Annotated in this window: 17 protein-coding genes; 9 read left to right on the forward strand and 8 right to left on the reverse strand. The window is 66.3% G+C overall.

All coding sequences use genetic code 11. The features are described 5' to 3' along the window. Positions 1–127 precede the first annotated feature (127 nt). Positions 128–1,375, forward strand: coding sequence for a DUF2957 domain-containing protein (locus P2869_RS16200; RefSeq protein ID WP_017772050.1), 1,248 nt, complete (start codon positions 128–130; stop codon positions 1,373–1,375). A gap of 191 nt (positions 1,376–1,566) precedes the next feature. Further along, complete coding sequence (locus tag P2869_RS16205; RefSeq protein ID WP_277596972.1) at positions 1,567–2,400, forward strand: OmpW family outer membrane protein; 834 nt, start codon at positions 1,567–1,569, stop codon at positions 2,398–2,400. A gap of 300 nt (positions 2,401–2,700) precedes the next feature. On the opposite strand, the gene P2869_RS16210 is transcribed toward P2869_RS16205, so the two are convergent. Further along, on the reverse strand, positions 2,701–3,615 hold the full coding sequence (locus P2869_RS16210) for a LysR family transcriptional regulator (RefSeq protein ID WP_277596973.1): 915 nt from the start codon (positions 3,613–3,615) through the stop codon (positions 2,701–2,703). Positions 3,616–3,708: 93 nt separating this feature from the next. Here P2869_RS16210 and P2869_RS16215 point away from each other — a divergent pair, with 93 nt between their 5' ends. Next, on the forward strand, positions 3,709–4,998 hold the full coding sequence (locus P2869_RS16215; RefSeq protein WP_277596974.1) for an MFS transporter: 1,290 nt from the start codon (positions 3,709–3,711) through the stop codon (positions 4,996–4,998). A 74-nt stretch (positions 4,999–5,072) separates the two neighbouring features. Here the strand turns inward: P2869_RS16215 and P2869_RS16220 are convergent, their stop codons facing one another. Beyond that, complete coding sequence (locus P2869_RS16220) at positions 5,073–5,717, reverse strand: LysE family translocator (RefSeq protein WP_017772054.1); 645 nt, start codon at positions 5,715–5,717, stop codon at positions 5,073–5,075. Between the two features lie 124 nt (positions 5,718–5,841). After that, entirely contained in the window at positions 5,842–6,711 is an 870-nt protein-coding gene (locus P2869_RS16225; RefSeq protein ID WP_017772055.1) for an NAD(P)-dependent oxidoreductase, read from the reverse strand. 91 nt (positions 6,712–6,802) lie between these two features. Between P2869_RS16225 and P2869_RS16230 the strand changes: the two genes are divergently transcribed. Beyond that, a complete protein-coding gene (locus P2869_RS16230; RefSeq protein WP_017772056.1) occupies positions 6,803–7,570 on the forward strand; it encodes a Mut7-C RNAse domain-containing protein in 768 nt (255 codons plus the stop codon). Positions 7,571–7,708: 138 nt separating this feature from the next. On the opposite strand, the gene P2869_RS16235 is transcribed toward P2869_RS16230, so the two are convergent. Further along, a complete protein-coding gene (locus P2869_RS16235) occupies positions 7,709–7,921 on the reverse strand; it encodes a hypothetical protein (RefSeq protein WP_017772057.1) in 213 nt (70 codons plus the stop codon). Between the two features lie 242 nt (positions 7,922–8,163). Here P2869_RS16235 and P2869_RS16240 point away from each other — a divergent pair, with 242 nt between their 5' ends. From P2869_RS16240 to P2869_RS16250, 3 genes are all read left to right on the forward strand, one after another. After that, the gene (locus P2869_RS16240) at positions 8,164–9,117 is read left to right on the forward strand and encodes a DMT family transporter (protein WP_277596975.1); all 954 of its coding nucleotides are present in this window, start codon (positions 8,164–8,166) and stop codon (positions 9,115–9,117) included. A gap of 205 nt (positions 9,118–9,322) precedes the next feature. After that, positions 9,323–9,811 (forward strand): hypothetical protein, encoded by a 489-nt coding sequence (locus P2869_RS16245; protein ID WP_277596976.1) that lies wholly within the window; start codon positions 9,323–9,325, stop codon positions 9,809–9,811. A 136-nt stretch (positions 9,812–9,947) separates the two neighbouring features. Next, on the forward strand, positions 9,948–10,613 hold the full coding sequence (locus P2869_RS16250; RefSeq protein ID WP_277596977.1) for a DnaJ domain-containing protein: 666 nt from the start codon (positions 9,948–9,950) through the stop codon (positions 10,611–10,613). A gap of 38 nt (positions 10,614–10,651) precedes the next feature. Here the strand turns inward: P2869_RS16250 and P2869_RS16255 are convergent, their stop codons facing one another. Then, positions 10,652–10,957 carry a hypothetical protein gene (locus tag P2869_RS16255; RefSeq protein ID WP_277596978.1) on the reverse strand — a complete coding sequence of 102 codons (306 nt, stop codon included), beginning with the start codon at positions 10,955–10,957 and terminating at the stop codon, positions 10,652–10,654. Positions 10,958–11,269: 312 nt separating this feature from the next. On the opposite strand from P2869_RS16255, the gene P2869_RS16260 reads away from it, so the two are divergent. After that, positions 11,270–11,398, forward strand: a complete 129-nt coding sequence (locus P2869_RS16260; protein ID WP_017772062.1) for a hypothetical protein — start codon at positions 11,270–11,272, stop codon at positions 11,396–11,398. A gap of 81 nt (positions 11,399–11,479) precedes the next feature. Next, positions 11,480–11,827, forward strand: coding sequence for a hypothetical protein (locus tag P2869_RS16265; protein WP_277596979.1), 348 nt, complete (start codon positions 11,480–11,482; stop codon positions 11,825–11,827). 116 nt (positions 11,828–11,943) lie between these two features. Here the strand turns inward: P2869_RS16265 and P2869_RS16270 are convergent, their stop codons facing one another. The 3 genes from P2869_RS16270 to P2869_RS16280 all read right to left on the reverse strand — a co-directional run bounded on the left by P2869_RS16270 (position 11,944) and on the right by P2869_RS16280 (position 15,039). Beyond that, positions 11,944–12,363 (reverse strand): DUF305 domain-containing protein, encoded by a 420-nt coding sequence (locus P2869_RS16270; RefSeq protein WP_020480651.1) that lies wholly within the window; start codon positions 12,361–12,363, stop codon positions 11,944–11,946. A 141-nt stretch (positions 12,364–12,504) separates the two neighbouring features. After that, complete coding sequence (locus P2869_RS16275) at positions 12,505–14,532, reverse strand: VTT domain-containing protein (protein WP_277596980.1); 2,028 nt, start codon at positions 14,530–14,532, stop codon at positions 12,505–12,507. A 90-nt stretch (positions 14,533–14,622) separates the two neighbouring features. Beyond that, the gene (locus P2869_RS16280) at positions 14,623–15,039 is read right to left on the reverse strand and encodes a hypothetical protein (RefSeq protein WP_126878177.1); all 417 of its coding nucleotides are present in this window, start codon (positions 15,037–15,039) and stop codon (positions 14,623–14,625) included. Between the last annotated feature and the right edge of the window lie 98 nt (positions 15,040–15,137).

Raw genomic sequence — 15,137 nt, forward strand, 5'->3', positions numbered from 1 at the left:
CCCCGGCAGCACAGCCATAAAAGCAGCACAAAAATACGCAGCACCGGCAACACCGTTAGAGAACGAGACGAAGCGCGGCTGGACAGGGAGCTGGCCGCTCACAACGAAAAGATCATGGAGGGGCGGTATGAACTGGAAGACCTTTGCGGCGGCCGTTATCGCGGCGCCGATACTCGCGGCATGCGGCGGCGGTGGCGGCACGTCGGCGCCGCCGCCGGAAGTGCGGCTGTGTCCCGCATCGCTCGACTACAACACGGTCTACACGGGCGGTGGCGGCGACGGCGAACTCGTCAAGCTGCAACTCGACACGACGAAGATGACCTGGCAGGTGACCTACGTCGAGTCGCCGATCCCGCAGACTACGGGCACCGTTTCGCCCACGCGCGCCGGCACGTCGCAAAGCGGCACGATCACGCAGGAGACGGCGCTGCCCACGCAGAAGCTCAACCAGTGCGCGTTCCGTCTGAACGGCGCGAGTCTCGATCCGAACCGTCCGGCACGCATCTTCGTCGGCTTCGGCGTGGCGGGCGGCACGATTCCGGGCAAGGAGATCCAGTTCGGCGGCATCCTCGGCGAAGGGGCCGTGCCCGACACGACGTTCCCGTACTACCCGTTCATCGGTTTCTCGTCGCTCGAGACGAACATCGCGAACGTGGCCGGCACCTATAACCAGCTCGGCTATCACCAGGTGCCGTCGCAGAACTTCCTGCCGGTGGCGGTGGATTCGAAGATCATCATCAACGCGGACGGCACGTGGACCGAGTGCGACAACACCGGCGTCAACGCCGGCACGTGTCAGCAGCCGGGAACGAACTTCGTGCAGTCGGCAGACGGCAGCGGCGCGTTCGAAACGGACAAGTTCCAGGGCCAGGCCAAGCCGACGCTCGCCACGACGCCGTACGCCAAGGGCTTCATGATCGTCGGCAAGCTGCGCAATCAGTTGGTGCCGATTCTCGTGCGCACGGGTGTGGCCAACTCCACGCTCACGCCGAATCCGCAGAACGGCATCTCCGGCCCCGTCGCCGACGACGAATCGGGCATCTCGATTCTCGCGCCGCAAACGGCCATCGCGCAGGGCTCGCAGGACGGCGAATACATCGGCGTGGATAGCGCGTTCAACTACCGCACCACGGCGATCGCCGGCACGCAGGCCACGCTGCTCGATCCGTTCCAGCCGTCGCAGGCATCGCTCGCCACTGCGCTCAACCTGAGCTACGCGGAAGCGGTGCCGGGCGTCGTGACCTCGGTGCATGCAGATGCCGCGGCGGGCACTGCGCCCACCGGCAAGTTCATCTTCTCGGGCGGCGTGTTCGGCTTCCTCGACATGACGAACGCGTCGTCGCCGTACTTCACCATCGGCGCCTTCGTCCAGTAATGGACGAGGCGCACACCGAGACAACGGAACGAGGCGGCCGCTTCCGCCCTCGCCCCTCAGCCGCGCATCAGGTACCTCCGGTACCCGCGGCGAGGGGTGTGGGCGCGACGCACGACGCAGCGGGCGGCCATGCCCGTTGCGCCGTAGCGCGAAGCAGGCTTGCCCGCTGAAGGGAAGCAGGGAGAGAAAACATGCACAACACCTTGAGACCCGCGTTGGCGGCGCTCGCGCTTTGCGCGTGTGCCAGCGCGTACGCACAGAAAGCCGGCGACGACGTCGTGTCGCTCGGCTGGTTCCACATCATGCCGCAGCAGTCGAGCCAGCCGCTCACCACGCACGTGGCGCCCACGCCGATCAACACGCCGTTGCGGCTGCCGTCGTCGTTCACGTCGTCGGGCACAGGGCTCGCCTCGAACAAGGCGGATACCCTCGGGCTCGTCTTCAGCCACTTCCTCACGGACAACATCGCGATCACGAGCGTGGCGGGCGTGCCGCCGACGTTCAAGATCTACGGCCACGGCACCATCAAGCCGCCGGGGCCGGCGGGCGCACTCGGCAGCCAGGACATCGGGCAGGCGGGCGTCAATCCGATCGTGAAGAGCGTGCGGCAGTGGAGCCCGGCGCTGTTGTTCCAGTACTACTTCGCGTCGTCGACCTCGAAGTTCCGGCCGTTCATCGGCGTGGGCGTGTCGTACAACTTCTTCACCAACCTCGAGCTGAATCCGAACTTCGTGCAGTCAACGCAGCAGAATCTGGGCGCCATTCTCGCCGCGGGCGCGGGCAAGCCGGGGCAGACGCGAGTGGAGGCGAAGGCGTCGTCGTCCTGGGCGCCGGTGTTCAACGCGGGCGCCGTGTACAACATCAACGAACACTGGGGCGTGACGGCCTCGGTGACTTACATCCCGTTGAAGACGACGTCGTCGGTGATCATCAAGGCGGCGGACGGCACGCAACTGGCCGTGACGCAATCGGAGCTGAAGGCCGATCCGATCATCACGTATCTGGCGCTGTCGTATCGGTTCTGAGATTGGGTGCGAGACGCTGGAGCGTTGGGAACGGCATGCGTCTGTGATGCTGGCCGGGATTGCCAGGGCAAAAAAAAGCCCGCCTTGTTTGGCGGGCTGAATCCATATCAGAGGAGACATGGAGGAGACAGTTCCAACTATAGCAAAACGCTTGGTGCGACGCAACATGAAAATGCGGGCAATCCCCAATTGTTGTCGTCGAGCAACAGCGAATCGAACGGTTTGAGCGACAGCCACCCTCTCCCGCCTTTATGCCGCCCGGAGGATTCGCCGGATGGCCGCCCACCTTGATCGCGCCACCTACTTCGCGGCCGCAATGCCGTTGGCCACGAGCGTCTCGACCAGCGCCTCGCGCAGCAGACCGACGGCACGCGCGAGGCGCCCCGGCAGCGCGCCATGCACCAGCCACACGTTGACGTCGGACCGGAAGTCCGTGGTCTCCACCACCCTGAGCCGATCTCGGTGCGGCGCCCGCTCCAGCCGGTCCGGCGGCACGATGCCGATGCCCAGCCCGCGCGCCACCAACGAAAGCTGCAGGTCCGAGCCGAACGCCTCGACGGCCACGTTGAAAGGCAGTCCGCCCGCCGCCAGGGCGCGCGCGAGCGCGGATCGCATGCCGCAGCCGTCCTGATTCAGCACCCACGCGTAGCGCGACAGTTCGGCGAGCGACACCGGCGTATCCGGCAAGTCCAGCGAGCGCGGCGCCACCACGACGGTGGACAGGCACGCAAGCCGCGTCGACACCACGGTGTCCGGCAGCGCCACGTTGGACGGCATCAGCACGACGGCGGCGTCTGCCGACGCCCGCTCCACGCTCTGCAACAGCCCGGGCGACCATGCCGCCGTGACCCGCAAGGTGAGTTTCGGGAACGCGCTGCGCAACCGGTCCACGGGCTCTTCCAGCGCAAATTCCGAGAGAAACGGGGGCACGCCGAGCCTCAGCTCGCCAGCCGGCTCGCTGTCGGGCGAAGTGAGCGCTAACAGGTCGTCGACGGCGCCCAGCACGTTGCGCGCGAGCGCGTACACCTCACGCCCAGCGGCCGTCGGCTTGAGCGGCTTCGCCTGACGATCGAGCAACGGCATGCCCAGCGTGGTTTCCAGGTTCTGCACGCGACGCGTGAGACCCGGCTGCGTCAGATGCAACGCCTGTGCGGCACGCACCATCGAGCCGCTATCCACCACCGCCACGAAAGCCTGAAGGTCACGGGTATTCAAAACAATCTCGCATAAAGATTATCGACATATTTCAATTGTCGCATAGCACAGCGGTTCGTACGATGAGCGGACATTGCTTCTGGAGCCATCTGGATGAATTCTTCCGCCAACGCCGGCACAAACGCCAACGCCTCCTGCGCCGCCGCCGTCCCATGCAAGGCGAACGTCGCACAAAGCGCCTCCGCGCCCACGGGCCTTTCCACGCCGCTCATGCTGTTCTTCTCGGCGGCGGTAGGCATCATCGTGGTCGATCTGTTTGCGGCGCAGCCGCTCACCGGCACGATCGCCGATTCGCTGCGTCTGCCGGCCTCGCTCGCGGGGCTCGTCGCCATGCTGCCGCAGCTCGGGTACGCCGCCGGGCTTGTGCTGCTCGTTCCGTTGTGCGACCTCGTGGAAAACCGGCGCCTGATCGTGCGCACGCTCGCTGCCTGCGCCGCGTTCCTCGCCGTGCCCATATTCACGCGCTCCGGCCCGCTCTTTCTCGTCGCCATTTTCCTGGCCGGCGCGGCATCGAGCGTGATCCAGATGCTCGTACCGATGGCCGCGTCGATGGCGCCCGAGCATCAACGCGGCCGGGCGGTGGGCAACGTGATGAGCGGACTGATGGTGGGGATTCTGCTGTCGCGGCCGCTGGCCAGCGTAATAGCCGGTTCGGTGAGCTGGCGCGGCTTCTATGGCGTCGCAGCAGCAGCCGACGCGCTGCTCGCCCTGCTGCTGAGCCTGCGGCTGCCGGTGCGCCGTCCGCAGGCCGCCACCCGTTATGTCGCTCTGCTGGGCTCGCTCTGGACGCTGCTGCGCACGGAGCCGGTCCTGCAACGGCGGTCGCTCTCCGCCGCGTTGGTGATGGGCGCGTTCAGCGCGTTCTGGACCGCCATCGGCCTGCGGCTCGCGCAACCGCCTTTCAGCCTCGGCCTGCACGGCATCGCGCTGTTCGCGCTGGCGGGCGCGACTGGCGCGATCGTCACGCCGCTCGCCGGTCGGGCGGGCGACCGTGGCATCGGCAATGCCGTGCTTTTGCGCGGCCACCTCGCCATGCTCGTGGCGATCCTTGCAATGGGCATAGCGGGCGCGGGCTGGCTCGGCTTCGCGCCGACCGCGCATCCCGGGCTTGCCCTGACCTTGCTGGTGGCGAGCGCCGCGACGCTGGACGCCGGCGTGGTCATCGATCAGACGTTGGGCCGGCGCTCGATCAATCTCATGAATCCGGCCGCGCGCGGACGTCTGAACGGCATCTTCGTGGGGATGTTCTTCGTGGGTGGCGCGCTGGGCGCAGTGCTCTCAGGGGCGGCCTGGAGCCTCGCCGGGTGGGACGGCGTCTGCGCGGTGTGCTTCGTCTTCACGGACGCCGCATTTCTGCTCGGCGTGGTGAGGGGCGCGGACTAAGCCGACGCGAGAGCAAGGCGCAACGCGGAATGGCGCGCGGCGGCTGGCACCACGCGCGCGATGCCCGTGGTCGTTCAATGCCGCACGAGCGCCATCATCGCGCCGAATCCGACGAATACGCCGCCCGTCAGCCGGTTGAACGCCTTCGCCACGCTCTTGCTGCGCAGCCGCTCGCCGATGCGCGTGCCGAAGCCGGCGTAGATCAGATACCAGCCCACCTCGATCACAGCGATCGTCGCGACGAGAACGACGAACTGCGGCAGTGCGGGTCGGCTCGCGTCGATGAATTGCGGCAGCAGCGCCGCCGCAAACAGAATCGCCTTCGGATTGCTGCTCGCCACCAGAAAGCCGTTGCGAAAGAGCGAAAACGCCGAGCGGCGCAGCAGCGCCGACGAAGCCTCGGCGTCCGCTGCGGCCATTTCACGCACCTCGGCCGCCGGCGCACGCCACGCCTTGATGCCGAGCCAGACCAGGTAGGCCGCGCCCGCGAGCCGCAGCGCGTTGAACATGGTGGGCCACGCCTGCAGGAACACGCCAAGACCTGCCGCCGATATCGACGCCATCAGCATGATGCCCGTGAGGCACCCCGCCATCGTCGCGCTCGAACGGCGCAGTCCATAACGCGCGCCGTGCGTCATCACGAGCAGCATGTTCGGACCGGGAATGGCGGAAACGACAAAGACTGTGGCAACCAGCAGCCACCAGGTGTGCAGGCTCATTCGAACTTCCTCAGGGGGCGGGGCGCCAGCCGTGAACGCAAAAACCGACACAGAACCGGCGCAGAACAGGGAAGCCATTATGCCCGCCCGCATACTCCTTTTGCGAGTAGCGGCGCCCGTCGAGTCAGCGTCCCGCTCGGCGTGCCGCCACCTTGCCGAGCACGGCGAAGTCACGCTCGCCATCGCCGTGCGCAACGGCTTCGATCAGGCTGTCGCGCAGCACGCTCGCCATCGGCAAGGGAGTGGACGTGGCATCCGCCGCAGCCAGCGCGAGCCGCACGTCCTTGAGGCCGAGTCGTGCCTTGAAGAGCGCCGGCTCATAGCGCTGCTCCGCAATCATCCGGCCGTAGCCCTGATACACGGGACCGGGAAACGGCCCGCTCGTCACGACGTCGAGAAAGTCCTGCATCGACACGCCATGCCCGCCCAGCAGCGCCGAAGCCTCACCCAGCGCCTCCACTGCCGAAGCCAGCATGAAGTTGGCCGCGAGCTTCATCACGTTCGCCTGCTGCGGCAGCGAGCCGATGCGCCACGTCTTCTGACCCACCGCATCGAGCACCGGCTGCACGCGATCGACTGCCTCCGCCGCACCGGCCGCCATGATCGTGAGCTTGCCGGCCGCTGCCACATCAGGGCGACCGAGCACCGGCGCGGCCACGTAGTGCAGGCCGCGCTCTTCGTGCATGCGCGCCACCGTCTGCGCGAGGGCTACGGAAATCGTCGCCATGTTGACGTGCACGAGGCCGCGCGGTGCGCGCTCGATCAATGCGGCATCGAAGACTTCGGCCACTGCCGCATCGTCGGCGAGCATGGAAAACACGGCGTCGCCGGCCATGGCGTCGGCGGGCGTTTCGACAATGCGCGCGCCGGCATCCGCAAGCGGCAACGCGCGCTCGCGGGTACGGTTCCACACGCGCACGCTGTGGCCCGCTTTCAGAATGTTTGCAACCATCGCGGCGCCCATTTCGCCGAGACCGATAAAGCCGATATCCATCCTTGCTCTCCTCGTGCAGCCAAACCGGCAGTAAAGCACAGCCTCGTGACAGGCGCAGGCATGCCGGCAGCGCCGGTGCCATACTTGCCGCATGGTCACGGCGACATTCCGCTTCTATGAAGAGCTGAACGACTTTCTCGCGCCGTCGCTGCGGCGGCACGAGTTCAGCTGTGCGTGCGCGCGGGCCGCCACGGCCAAGCATATGATCGAGGCGCTGGGCGTACCGCATACGGAAGTCGAGCTGATTCTGGTGAACGGCGAGTCCGTGGGCTTCGATTACCCGCTCGCCGAGGGCGACCGCGTGGCGGTTTATCCGAAGTTCGAGTCCGTCGACATCCAGCCGCTGCTGCGCGTGCGCGCGGCACCGCTACGCGTGACGCGTTTCATCGCCGATGCGCACCTGGGCGGCCTCGCCCAACTGCTGCGGCTCGCGGGCTTCGACACGCTTTACGACAACGGCTTTCCAGACGACGAAATCGAAGCGCTCGCCGCAAGCGAAAACCGCATCGTGCTCACGCGCGACCGCGAGTTGCTGAAGCGGCGCACCATCACGCACGGCTGCTACGTACGCGCGCTCAAGCCGAAGGACCAGTTGCGCGAAGTGTTCGACCGGCTCGACCTCGCCGCGAGTGCGCATCCGTTCCGGCTCTGTCTCACGTGCAACGCGCCGCTGCGGCGCATCGCGAAACACGAAGTGGGCGAACGCGCGCCGCCGGGCGTGCTTGCGCGCCACACGCAGTTCGTGACCTGCGATGTCTGTCGGCGCGTGTTCTGGGAAGGCACGCACTGGCAGCGCATGCGCGCGCTCATGGACAGCGTGACGAGGCCATCGGCGGATAGTGGCCTTACGGCGGACTGAATGCCGGCTGGAATGCCAGCGTGGCGGCCCAAACCCCGAACCGATGGAGCGGACAAAAGAAAAAGGCCAAAGCGTTGCCGCTCTGGCCTTCCTGCTGCTGCGGGCGCTGCATGCGTCCGCACGGGCGCGCCGGGCAGCTTACTGCTGCGTGCCCTTGTCGGCGGTGCCGGCAGCCGATGCGGCTTCCTGAACCTTGGCACGCTTGCCGTGGTGCTTCAGCACCTTGTGGTGCTTCTTCGCCGGTGCGCTGGCAGCCGTGGCGGGCGCGGCACCCGATGCGTCCTGAGCAAAAGCCTGAACGGAGATGAGCGCGACGGAGGCGGTAACGAGCGAGGCAATGATCTTCTTCATATTGGTGTTCCCCAAACCGGAAATGATTTGATAAATCGACGTAAAAAGAATAACTGCTTCAATTGGACAACTGCACAACCGGCAAAGCGACACGCGGTATTGCGGCGCTCGCTTCCCGCGGGGCAGTATCACGCAGCGTAGGGCGTTTGTCATCCGGCAACAGGGATGATGTATTTTTCCGTCCACACCACGCCTTTCTGTCGCCTTACAGAATAACTCGTACTTAAAAGAGAAACTTTCGCGTGAATTCTCCTGCCCGTAAACATCTGCGTGCGAACCTTCTGATGCTCGGCGCCGCGATGATCTGGGGTTCGGCGTTCGTCGCCCAGCGCATCAGCCTCGACGCCGTCGGTCCCTTCCTCTTTACAGGACTGCGTTTCCTGCTGGGCGCAGGCGTAGTGCTCGCGCTCGTCGGCATGCTGCACCTTTCGCCAGCCGGCCCGCGCGCCACATGGGGCGCCGATCGCCCGGCGCTCGTGCGCGACGGCGCATTGCTCGGCCTCACGCTCGCGGTGGCGATCTCGCTGCAACAGATCGGCCTGCGCTACACGAAGGTAGCCAACGCCGGCTTCATCAGTTCGCTCTACGTCGTGATCGTGCCGATGATGGGTGTGCTGTTTCGTCATCGCACAGGCATGGGCACGTGGCTGGGCGCGATGCTCGCGGCCGTTGGCCTTTACTTGCTCAGCATCAACGAACACTTCGAGGTGATGACGGGCGACTGGTATCAGTTGGGCGGCGCGCTCGCTATCTCCGCGCAGGTCATGCTGGTGGGCCGCTTCGCGCGACGGCACGATCCGCTCATGCTCGCGCTCGTGCAGTTCGTCACGTGCGGCGTGCTATGCCTTGCTGTCGCGTTCGCATACGAGCCCGTGCGTTTAGCCGATATCGCGCGCGCCGCGCCGACCATTCTGTATGGCGGTGCGCTTTCAGTGGGCATCGCGTACACGATCCAGGTGATCGCACAAAAAGATGCCGCGCCCGCGCACGCCGCCGTGATCTTCAGCATGGAAGGCGTGTTCGCCGCGCTCGCGGGCTGGATCGTGCTGGGCGAGACGCTCGGCGCCCGCGCGCTCACGGGCTGCGCGCTGATGCTCGCGGGGCTGATCGTGTGCCAGGTGATGCCCGCGCGATGGCCGCGGTCATCCGGCCGGCGCGGCTCCGGACTCGGACGCGAATCCCGATCCGAGGCCTGACTCGAACGCGGTTGAGCGGGTGCAGCGACGTGCCGCGCTTACCCATGCTTACCCACGCGTGTCCACGCTTACCCGCGCTCGCGCCAGCACCACACCGTGTAAGAAACGGGGAGATGAGGTAATCCATCGTGCGCGGGCGTTCGTCTATCGTGCTTCTCAAGCCGGCGGGCCACGTGCCGGCGTCGAACGACGGGAGAACACGAAAGTGAAGAAACGCCTGATTTCCGCGGCTGCAATTGCGACGCTAGTGCTCGCATTGCCGGCCGCCTTCGCGCAAGACAGCTCACCGGATACAGCTCAACACGCGGACGCGGGTACGCAGGGCGTACCGGGTTTGTCGGCGCGCCTCCCCGCGCATTTGCCCCCTCCTCCGGCCGGCGCCGACTTCGCGGTCGTCAACGATCTCGAGCAACTGCATCGCCTTTACGCGATGTCAGGACGCGAGAGCCAGATCGTGGCCGTCTACCACGAGGTGTTGAACCGGACTCAGGACCCGATACTGCGCCACTACGTCTACGACTCGCTCGCGCGCATCCAGCTGAAGCCGGCCAACGTCGATCAGGCGATCGCAACGCTTCATACGAGCCTGAACGAAGATCTCGTCGCCTTGAACCGGGTGCCCCACGTCGCCACGCCGCCGGGCATGCCCGGCGCTCCCGGCGTGCGGGAACAGGCGCCCGCCTCGCCCGAATAAGTTCGCCTCGCATCGGCTGCTTGCCGCGGGTTACAGCGTGCACCCACCGCCGCTGCGCGACCATAAGTGCGCCGCCGAACTGCTGTCGTCTTCCTGTGCCAGGATAGTGCTCAAACCGGCACGGAATGGAAGCAGGATGGCGACCTTATACGAACTGCTGGGCGTTGCCGACAACGCCTCCGAAGACGAGATCAAGCGCGCGTACCGCAAGGCCGCGATGAAGTGGCACCCCGACCGCAACGCCGGTCGAGAGGACGCTGCGCGCGCCGCATTCCAGGAGATCAAGGACGCGTACGCGATTCTCTCGGACGCGCATCAACGCGCCGTCTACGATGCCGTGTTTGCCGAAGAAATGCGCCGCTGGCAGAGCGAGCAAGAGAAACGCGAGCAGGAGCGCGCGGAACGTGAAGCCGCCGAACAGGCAGCGGCCGAAGCCCGATACAGGGAGAACGTCGCGCTCGCGATGCGCTTCGCCGACGCGGGATACAACCGTGACGTCCTGCTCGGCGTACTACTGGGTCGAGACTGCGACGAAGAAGTCGCCGGCCGTATCGCCGATAGTGTCTACGCGTTGCAGCAGGCGCGTCGCGCCGAAACGGCAACCGAAGAAGACGTGAGCGCCTCAGACGAGCCCATGCCGCACGACAAGGAAAGTCGCGGCCGCAACGACAAAGACCACGATAAAGACCACGACAACGCCGCCACACCCGCCCACGACACGCCTTCAGCCGAGCCACACGAAGAACGTCACACCCGCATCTTCGATACGCTGTGGCGCGGCTTCTTTGGTCTGCGATCCTGACGAATCACAAAGGATAACGACCGCTGTCCATCCGGCGCTCAGTCGCCGCCCCACCCGCGGCGTTCGCGCCATTCATGCTCGCGCCACTGATGCTCCCGCCATTCGTGGCGGCGCCATTCGCGTTCGCGCCAGTCGTCGCCGTACATGACCGCCACAGGCGGCGCGCCATAGACGACGGGCGGCGGCGCATACGCCACCGGCGGCGGTGCCACATACACCGGTTCTGCGGGCACGTAGGCCGGCACGCCAAGCCCGATCGCCACGTCGACGTGAGCCGACGCCACCGACGATGCCACCAGCGCCGCTACACCCAACGCCGCACCGACAACGAATTTGCTGTTCATGATCTTCTCCGTGGCTGCCTGTGGTGACTGGCGCCGCCGCTGCCGCCAGCTATTTGCCTGTTGTTGATTGATACGTCCGCGTTCGAACGGACCATGACCGTGGGGAATACGGCTCGAAGTGTAGAAGCGCCGCGCGACGCGAGGTGAAACAGCTCTATGAGATAGGTAACACCGCGTAACCGCACACGCGGCTCCGTACTCGCACGACAGCATTTATGCGACACGTTTGGTTACACACGAACACACGAGTAATGTCGCCGCTCAATAAAGTGCGCTCACGACCAACCACTCAGACCCACGAAGAGGTGTGTCATGAAGAAGATCATCGCACTCGCACTACTCGCTCTCACGCTCGGCAGCCTGCTTGGCGGCTGCATCGTCGTGCCCGCGGGCGACGGCTACTACTACCACCATCACCACGACTACTACGACCGCTACTGACGTGAAGCGCCCGCTCGCGTGCACATGCACTGAAGCGAGCGGAACGATCAATGGCTCTGCGCGAAAGAAGGGAGAAAGAACATGAACGCGACATACAAACGACTGATTGCTGCCACGCTCGTTGCAGGTACCAGCGTCGGTCTATCGACCGCGGCGGTGGCAGGCGTCGACATCGGCGTGAACATCGGCACGCCCGCGCCCGTCTACGCGCCACCGCCTCCGCCGCCCGTGTATGAGCCACCTCCGCCCGCCGTCGTCATCGCGCCGGGCTGGTACGGCGACCGCTATTACGACGGGCATCGCTACTGGGAACGCCGCGAGTGGGAAGAGCGGCATCACGAATGGCGCGACGCCGGCGACCGCCACCGGCCCGACGAATGGCATCGCGGCGACGACGGGCATGGCCGCGACTGGCATCACGATCATTGATTCGCCCGCACCGAATGAACCGCCTCACGCGGGCCGACACGCGTGAGGCGTGCGCCATCACGGCGCCGTCCGACGCTTACTGTGCGGAGTCACTGCGCGGGAATCACTGTGCAGGATCACTGCGCAGGATGCTTCGCCTGCCAGCGCCTCATGAATGCGATCTCTTCGCGCTGCGCCTTCACGATGTTGCTCGCCAGCCGCTTCAACTCCGGATCTTTGCCGTACTTGAGTTCGACCTTCGCCATGTCGATGGCGCCCTGGTGGTGCGGGATCATGTGGGCCACGAAGTCCCTGTCGGCGTCGCCTGTGTAGGGGGCGTCCATGTCCTTCATCATTTTCTGGTCGGCACCTTTGAAGGCCTGCGTCGAAGCGCCCCCATCCGCCTGCATGCCCGACATACCCGCCGTACCCGACGAGGGCGACATGCTCATGCCCGGCATCGAAGCACTGTTCTGCGCCAGCGCAGGCGCAGCCGCGAGACCGAGCGCCAGGCCAAGACACACGACCGAGGAACAGACACCGAAGAACTTGCGCATAGCGAATCTCCTTTCCTTTGAATGAGTACTTCGAGAACCTGATTGCGATAGGCAGACTACCTGCGCGAACCGCGTGCCCGCTATCGTGGGGCTTCCCACGACGGGAAGGTCAAACGCGCTGATGAGCCAACGGCGAACGCACTAGCGGGAAGCGGCAGCGAGAAGCGTGACCGTAACGCCATCGCACGAACGGCGGCCGATCACCGCAACGGCCGGCGCCCCAACCAGCGTACTGCTCACGTCGGCCATCGCGCCGTGCCGGTCCACGCGCAGCACGTTGACCGGCCACGCTGGGCGAAGCAGCTGCTCGCGCACCACCATGCCGGTCCAAAGCGGCGCGGGTGGACCGCTCTTCGGATCGGCAATGGCGTACCCCGCGGGCCACAGCCGCAGCACGAAGCGCTCCGCCGGCACGGCGCCCGCTCGCGCGAATACGAGCGGCGAAGGCGTGCCGTTGTCGAGCTTGGGCAAAACCGGAAGCGCCATGGCCGACACGTTGGGCGCCACGAGCGAGAAAATCGTGCGCGCCGACAACTGCACACCCGGCAACCAGCCCTGAGCGCGCAGCGCAGTGTCGATCTGGGCGGCGCTCGCGGACCACTGCACCGACAGCGGCTCCTTCCGGTCGCCTTCCAGGTCGGTGCGCCAGCAAGGCAACTGGCGCCATGCGGTATCCATCCACGTCCGCTGCGAAATGACGGTGGACGGCTGAGCGAGGCCCTCCCTTGTGGGCAGCGCGGGCTCGCCCCCACCTCCACCGCCGGCTGCGAGCTGCAGCGCCACCGCCGCGCCGGTCACACCGAGCACCGCCGCGGGATAGGGCGGTGGCAGCTTCGGCGGCATGGGGTTTCGCCAGGTCAATTCAAGCGCCAGCGCCACGAGCCAAGCCGAAGCGAGCGCCGCGCCCGCAATCGCGTCCGAGAACCAGAACCGCCCCAGGTACAGGCCCGCCAGTGCGATCAGCACGACGATCACCATGCTCGACGTCACGGCAATGGCCCGCGTCGCGCCCCGCGCACGGCGCGCAAACAGAAACGCAAGAAAGCCATAGACGATCACGGACGCCGCGACGTGATCGCTCGGAAACGCGTACGCCTGCGCCCCGGCCGCAGCAGGCGCCGCGCGGTGAATGGCGAGCCGAACCACGAGAATCACCGCCTGCGAAAACACCGCTGCGGCGAGCCAGTAGCCGAGCGCGCGCCAGCGCCTCTCCCAGGCAAGCAGCACGGCGACAACGGCAACCAGTGCGCCGAGCGTCACGACGCTGCCGAGCGTCGCGATCCCCGCGAACGCCGCATCGCTCCACGGCGTACGCACCGACGCCAGAAAACGGTAGACCGCTCCGTCGACATGAACGAGCGGGTCGCCTTGCAGCACGTCTTGCATCACGGCGAGAAACACCCAGCCCGCGCCAAGCACCACCGCCGACATCGCCACGGTGATGCGCGCCGCAGGCTCCGCCGGATCGAGTATCCGGCGCGCGACGCGGCCCGCGCGGCCCGGATGCCGGCTCGCCCAGCGCGTGAGCGACTCCCGCCCTTCGTCCACGAGGCCCCCGGCGTGCAGGAACAGCAAACGCGCGAAGCGATACCCCAGCCAGCCGATGCCCACCAGCAACACGATGACGACCACGAGCCGGAACGACACTGCGCCCGCGAGCTGCACCGACGCGCCGAACACGGCGCCCGGCAGGATGTGCGCCGGCGCCCAGAGCAGCGCGGAGAGCACGTTCATCAGATAGAAACGGCCCGCGGACATGCCGAGCATGCCCGCCACCACCGGCACCACCGCGCGGATCGGCCCGACGAAGCGCGCAAGCAGAATGCTCTTCGCCCCGTGTCGCGAGAGAAAGTCCCGCCCCTTCTCCAACAGTTGCGGATGACGGCGGAACGGCCACACGCGAGGCATCTGTTCGCGGAAGCGGGCGCCGAGCCAATAGCTGATGCCGTCGCCTGCAACCGCGCCCACCACCGCGCAGGCCAGTACCGCGGCCAGGTTCAGCGAACCCGCGCCGGCGAGCGCGCCCGCGAGGAAGATCACGGTGCTGCCGGGCACGAAGGTGCCCACCACGGCGACCGCCTCGAGAAACGCCGCCAGAAAGACGATAGTAAGCGTCCAGCCGGGATGGCTGGCAAGGTGAGCCCAAAGGTGGAGAAAGAGGTGCTCCATGGGCCGTCATGATGCCCGAGATCGAGGGCACGCATGGCTAGCCGGGGGCGCATCAGGACACGGTGCGCCGTGTGGCGCAAAGGATTCCAGTCACCCCGACGCCGCGGCCCGCTCGTCCTTCTGCCAGGGCGTACGCCTGTCGCTGCGGGCGAAATGGGCAAGCCGTTTCTGGACTTCCAGCATCGCCTTGATGGGCGCCTGCTGAAGCTGCTCGTCGTGCAGGGCGAGCAGTTTCTCCACGGCGGCACACTCTCGCGGCTCCAGATGCCAGGCATCGTCGCGCGTGGCTCGCGACGCGCTGCGGTCGAGCGCCGCTTCGGCGTCGGCGAAAAGCCCGGCGGCAGGTTGGCCATACCCTACCTCGTGCAGATACCAGGCAACGTAGAGCACGCGAATCAATTCGCTGAGCAGATAACCGTTTCCCTCGCCCGAGCGTAGCGCGGCCAGCGCCAGGTGATAGCGCAGCGACAGCTCGCGCACCGAACCTGCCGTGGGTGGCAGCAGCATGGCGCGCGTCGACGTTTTGCCGGATTTACCCCGCTTATTCATCTTGCATTTAGCCCCGCATTTCATTCGAGAGGAGTGGCCGCTCTTTATCACTACGG

It is taken from the genome of Paraburkholderia sp. SUR17 (assembly GCF_029536165.1).
Classification (GTDB): Bacteria; Pseudomonadota; Gammaproteobacteria; order Burkholderiales; family Burkholderiaceae; genus Paraburkholderia; species Paraburkholderia kururiensis.

What these genes read in the sequence shown, in the direction of transcription:
- P2869_RS16200 (WP_017772050.1), top strand. Translation starts at nt 128, where the DNA reads ATGAACTGGAAGACCTTTGCGGCGGCCGTTATCGCGGCGCCGATACTC.
- P2869_RS16205 (WP_277596972.1), top strand. Translation starts at nt 1,567, where the DNA reads ATGCACAACACCTTGAGACCCGCGTTGGCGGCGCTCGCGCTTTGCGCG.
- P2869_RS16215 (WP_277596974.1), top strand. Translation starts at nt 3,709, where the DNA reads ATGAATTCTTCCGCCAACGCCGGCACAAACGCCAACGCCTCCTGCGCC.
- P2869_RS16220 (WP_017772054.1), bottom strand. Translation starts at nt 5,717, where the DNA reads ATGAGCCTGCACACCTGGTGGCTGCTGGTTGCCACAGTCTTTGTCGTT.
- P2869_RS16225 (WP_017772055.1), bottom strand. Translation starts at nt 6,711, where the DNA reads ATGGATATCGGCTTTATCGGTCTCGGCGAAATGGGCGCCGCGATGGTT.
- P2869_RS16230 (WP_017772056.1), top strand. Translation starts at nt 6,803, where the DNA reads ATGGTCACGGCGACATTCCGCTTCTATGAAGAGCTGAACGACTTTCTC.
- P2869_RS16235 (WP_017772057.1), bottom strand. Translation starts at nt 7,921, where the DNA reads ATGAAGAAGATCATTGCCTCGCTCGTTACCGCCTCCGTCGCGCTCATC.
- P2869_RS16250 (WP_277596977.1), top strand. Translation starts at nt 9,948, where the DNA reads ATGGCGACCTTATACGAACTGCTGGGCGTTGCCGACAACGCCTCCGAA.
- P2869_RS16255 (WP_277596978.1), bottom strand. Translation starts at nt 10,957, where the DNA reads ATGAACAGCAAATTCGTTGTCGGTGCGGCGTTGGGTGTAGCGGCGCTG.
- P2869_RS16260 (WP_017772062.1), top strand. Translation starts at nt 11,270, where the DNA reads ATGAAGAAGATCATCGCACTCGCACTACTCGCTCTCACGCTCGGCAGC.
- P2869_RS16265 (WP_277596979.1), top strand. Translation starts at nt 11,480, where the DNA reads ATGAACGCGACATACAAACGACTGATTGCTGCCACGCTCGTTGCAGGT.
- P2869_RS16270 (WP_020480651.1), bottom strand. Translation starts at nt 12,363, where the DNA reads ATGCGCAAGTTCTTCGGTGTCTGTTCCTCGGTCGTGTGTCTTGGCCTG.
- P2869_RS16275 (WP_277596980.1), bottom strand. Translation starts at nt 14,532, where the DNA reads ATGGAGCACCTCTTTCTCCACCTTTGGGCTCACCTTGCCAGCCATCCC.
- P2869_RS16280 (WP_126878177.1), bottom strand. Translation starts at nt 15,039, where the DNA reads ATGCTGCTGCCACCCACGGCAGGTTCGGTGCGCGAGCTGTCGCTGCGC.